Source organism: Pseudomonas agronomica, assembly GCF_025917275.1.
Lineage (GTDB): Bacteria > Pseudomonadota > Gammaproteobacteria > Pseudomonadales > Pseudomonadaceae > Aquipseudomonas > Aquipseudomonas agronomica.
This window is the reverse complement of sequence record NZ_JAOSHO010000426.1, coordinates 1-4,382: the sequence shown is the minus strand read 5'-3', so window position 1 is coordinate 4,382 and position 4,382 is coordinate 1. Positions and strand designations below refer to the sequence as shown.

At 59.0% G+C, this 4,382-nt stretch carries 4 protein-coding genes; 1 reads left to right on the top strand and 3 read right to left on the bottom strand.

Going from position 1 to position 4,382, the window contains the following annotated elements; translation table 11 throughout:
- Nucleotides 1-48 precede the first annotated feature (48 nt).
- The 3 genes from OC610_RS22020 to OC610_RS22010 form a co-directional block, all read right to left on the bottom strand.
- On the bottom strand, nt 49-777 hold the full coding sequence (locus OC610_RS22020) for an aspartate/glutamate racemase family protein (RefSeq protein WP_264430753.1): 729 nt from the start codon (nt 775-777) through the stop codon (nt 49-51).
- Between the two features lie 62 nt (nt 778-839).
- On the bottom strand, nt 840-2,369 hold the full coding sequence (locus OC610_RS22015; protein WP_264430750.1) for an NCS1 family nucleobase:cation symporter-1: 1,530 nt from the start codon (nt 2,367-2,369) through the stop codon (nt 840-842).
- A gap of 449 nt (nt 2,370-2,818) precedes the next feature.
- Nucleotides 2,819-3,562, bottom strand: coding sequence for a phosphoadenylyl-sulfate reductase (locus tag OC610_RS22010; RefSeq protein ID WP_264430749.1), 744 nt, complete (start codon nt 3,560-3,562; stop codon nt 2,819-2,821).
- A gap of 173 nt (nt 3,563-3,735) precedes the next feature.
- Here OC610_RS22010 and thrH point away from each other — a divergent pair, with 173 nt between their 5' ends.
- A complete protein-coding gene (gene thrH / locus OC610_RS22005) occupies nt 3,736-4,353 on the top strand; it encodes a bifunctional phosphoserine phosphatase/homoserine phosphotransferase ThrH (protein WP_264430747.1) in 618 nt (205 codons plus the stop codon).
- The last annotated feature ends 29 nt before the right edge of the window (nt 4,354-4,382 follow it).

Below are 4,382 nucleotides of genomic sequence, written 5' to 3'. Positions count from 1 at the left end.
GGAGCGAGCCTGCTCGCGAAGGGTTCGATGCGGTCTAGATCCGTGAACTCACCGCCCAAACCGCCCCGGCCAGCCAACGATGTTTTTCGGCCGAGGCGTCGCATAAGTCCGCACCTTGGACGTTGACAGCCCCAGCCGCACCAGCGATTCGGCAATCGTCACCGCCGCCGTCACCCCATCGACCACCGGCACGCCGGTGCGCTGGCGGATCTGCACATCGAGCCCGGCCATGCCGCCGCAGCCCAGGCAGATCACCTCGGCCTTGTCCTGGCTGACCGCCAGTTCGGCTTGCTGCACGATGGCTTCGACGGCCCGTTGCGGGTCTTGCTCCAGCTCCAATACCGCCAGGCCGCTGGCCCGTACCGAGGCGCAGCGGTCGAACAAGCCGGACAGCTTGAGCCGGTCTTCGATCAGCGGCACGGTGCGGTCCAGCGTCGTGACCACCGAGTAGGCATGGCCCAGGAACATCGCGGTGCTGGCACCAGCATCGGTGATGTCCACCACCGGCACATCCAGCAGTTCCTGCAGGCCTTCACGGCCATGTTCGCCATAGCCGGCCTGGATCACCGCATCGTACGGCTGGTCGTAGGACATCACCCGGTCCATGACTGCAATGGCCGCCAGGTAGCTTTCAAAGTTGCCTTCGATGGAGTCGGCACCGAAATGCGGCGTGAGCCCGATGATCTCGGTACCCGGCGCGGCCACCGCTTGGGCTTGGCGGGCAATGGCCTGGGTAATGGACTCGGTCGTGTTGACGTTGACCACTAGAATTCGCATGAGCTGTCCTTTTTTAAATGAAATGCCAGGCGACCCGCATCATCCGGGTCGCTTGCCCTGGGTTAATGGCTGACGTTATCCACAGCGATAGACTCGCCGCTGACGTCCTCGTAATAGGCCTCGCGCTTGGCAATGATCAGGTACAACAACCCTGCAATCGAAGCGCCAATCAGCCAGGAAAACGGTGAAATGCTGTCGAAACCGGGCACCAGCGCCAGGATGATCGCAATCAGCGCCGCCGGAATGAATGCAGCCACCGCACGCAGGTTGACCCCGTTGCTGTAGAAATACGCACCGTTTGGGTCTTCGCTATACAGTTGCGGCACGTTGATGCGACCTTTTCGCACAAGCCAGTAGTCGACCATGATCACGCCATAGAGCGGCCCGAGCAGGGCGCCGAGGCCGGACAGGAAATACACGATCACCAGCGGGCTGTTATAGAGGTTCCACGGCAGGATCAGCACGGCGATGGCGGCGCTGATCAGCCCGGCGCGGCGGAAAGTCAGATACTTGGGCGCCAGGTTGCTGAGCACGAACGCCGGGGCGACGAAGTTGGCCATGATGTTCACCGCCACGGTGACGATCAGGAACGCCAGGCAGCCGAGCACCAGGAAGAAGGTGTCGGGAATAGAGGCAATGACCTGGGTCGGGCTCTCGATGATCTGGCCGTTGATCTGGAACTGCGCACCGCAGAGCAGGATGGTGATGGCGGCGAACACCAGGATATTCACCGGCAGGCCCCAGAAATTTCCGACGATGATGGTCCGACGGCATGGAGAAGAGCGGGCGAAGTCGCAGAAGTTGAGGATCAGCGTGCCGTAGATCGCCAGCCACAGCGCGCCACCGGCGAATATGTTGCGCCACATCTCGCCGCCCGTCAGGGGCTCGCGGATCGACCAGGCGATGGTTGCATCGGCCTGGAAGTACATCCAACCGGCGAGGGCCGCCACCGTCACCAGGATGACCGGTCCAGCGAAGCCTTCGTAGCGGCGAACCGTTTCCATCCCGTAGGCGAGGATCATCAGTTGCACGAACCAGATCGCCACGAAACACACCCAGCCCAGGCTCGACAGCCCGAGAATTGAGTTGTGATCGTATTCGGCAAAGCCTGGGTGGATAGCGGTCAACAACACCCGGAACACCACGGATGCCAAGTACGTCTGGATGCCGAACCAGGCGATGGCGATGACGGCCCTGATCAGCGCAGGAATCTGCGCGCCATGGATGCCGAAACTGATTCGGCTGATGACGGGAAAAGGCACTCCGGTCTTCTGCCCCATGTAGCCGGACAGGTTCATGAAGCCATACACCAGCGCCGCGCCGATCCCCAGGGACAACAATATCTGCCAACCGCCCAGGCCCAAGGCATACAGGCCGATGGCGAATGAATAGTTGGCGATGTTATGCACATCGTTGGTCCACAGGGCAAAGATGCTGTAGCGACCCCAGCGCCGACCTTCGGTTTTGGTGGGGGCGAGGTCCTTGTTGTGCAGCCTGGGGCTCAAGGTGAGGGGGGCTGCGGTTTGTTCATCGAAGGCAGCGGTTGGGGAGGGCAGATCCAGCGCGATGTTATTGGAAAGACTTGTACGCATTCCGGCAGGCTCCTGATCCTCGGGCCACGGTGACTGTGCATGAGCGTGGAGCTCGGCAGATCTTCGTCGCGGCGGGCGAGCAACATGGTTACGGGGCATCTGCAGCCTGTACGGGATAGGGCGCTTCAGGCTTGCGGATCGAAAGTGTGTGTATGTTTTGTAGATGTTGTATACAAAACATTTGTCGACTAAAGCCAGTTCTGTGCCACTTACAGATCTATTCGAGGCGGTTGTAATTTCGTTTCGTTATGGTTGTTTAATAAGTCACTGAAACTAGGCAGTTAAAAATTGACCAATTGAACAGGTATTTATTTTTTTGCGAACGGTGGCGCAAGGGTAGGGCGAGCGAGGCGGGAAGAATGTGTAACTTTTAGGGGCAGTCACGAGATAGATGCACACAAAAAATGCCACCAGTGGTGACATTTTTGTGTACATCCTTCGGCCGGCGTTTAGACAGACTTGGACTTGGCGATGATGTTCCCGGCATGTAGCCCGCATTCTTTCTGCGTAGCTTCTTCCCACCACCAACGACCTTCGCGCTCATGCTGGTTCGGCAACACCGGGCGGGTGCAGGGCTCGCAGCCGATGCTGATGAAGCCGCGCTCGTGCAGGCTGTTGTAAGGCAGCTCGAGCATGCGGATATAACCCCAGACTTCTTCGCTGGTCATCTGCGACAGTGGGTTGAATTTGTACAGCGTGCGCTTCGGGGTCGAGAACGCTGTGTCAATTTCCAATACCGCCACCTGACTGCGGGTGCCAGGGCTCTGGTCGCGGCGCTGGCCGGTGGCCCAGGCGCGGACATCGGTCAGCTTGCGCCGCAACGGCTCGATCTTGCGAATGCCACAGCACTCGCCGTGGCCGTCCTTGTAGAAGCTGAACAGGCCTTTTTCCTTCACGAAAGGGTCCAGTTTCGTATGGTCGGGCGAGATCAGCTCGATGTCGATCTTGTAGTGCTCGCGCACCTGGTCGATGAAGCGGTAGGTTTCCGGGTGCAGGCGGCCGGTGTCGAGGCTGAACACTTTGACGTTCTTGTTCAGTTTCCAGGCCATGTCCACCAGCACCACGTCTTCGGCGCCGCTGAAGGATATCCACAGGTCATCGCCGAATTCGGCGAAGGCCAGCTTGAGAATGTCCTGCGGGGATTTGTTGGCATAGGTCGTGGCGAGTTCCACGACGTCGAACGATGGGCTCATCAGGGCGGTTTCCTACAGGTCGGTGGCGCTGGGCGCTCTATATGGGCTGATGGTAACAAAAGCTGCCGGGGCTGGCGCGTCCCTGTGCGTTGCGCGGGCTTCAACGAATGGCTAGAGTCGGCAGGCCTTTTGTTCGCTCAACCGATAAACATCAGAAAAAATGGGAGTGTCTTGTGGAAATTGCCTGTCTCGACCTGGAAGGTGTGCTGGTCCCGGAGATCTGGATCGCCTTCGCTGAAAAAACCGGGATTGAATCCCTCAGGGCAACCACTCGGGACATTCCCGACTACGACGTGCTGATGAAGCAACGGTTGCGCATCCTCGATGAACACGGCCTCAAGCTCTCCGACATCCAGGAAGTCATCGCCACCCTCAAGCCCCTGGATGGCGCGGCCGAATTCGTCGATTGGCTGCGTGAGCGGTTCCAGGTGGTAATCCTCTCTGACACCTTTTATGAATTTTCCCAACCGCTGATGCGTCAGCTGGGCTTCCCGACACTGCTCTGCCATCGTCTGATTACTGATGACAACGGTCGAGTGACCGGCTACCAGCTGCGTCAGAAAGATCCGAAGCGCCAGTCGGTCCTGGCCTTCAAAAGTCTGTATTACCGGGTGATTGCGGCGGGGGATTCCTACAACGACACCACGATGCTGGGCGAAGCCGACGCCGGGATCCTGTTCCATGCGCCTGAAAACGTGATCCGCGAATTCCCGCAATTCCCGGCGGTGCATACGTTTGCCGAGTTGAAGCAGGAATTCCTCAAGGCCTCGAACCGCAATCTCAATCTGTAAACCACGCCGTTACTGTAGGCACAAAACCT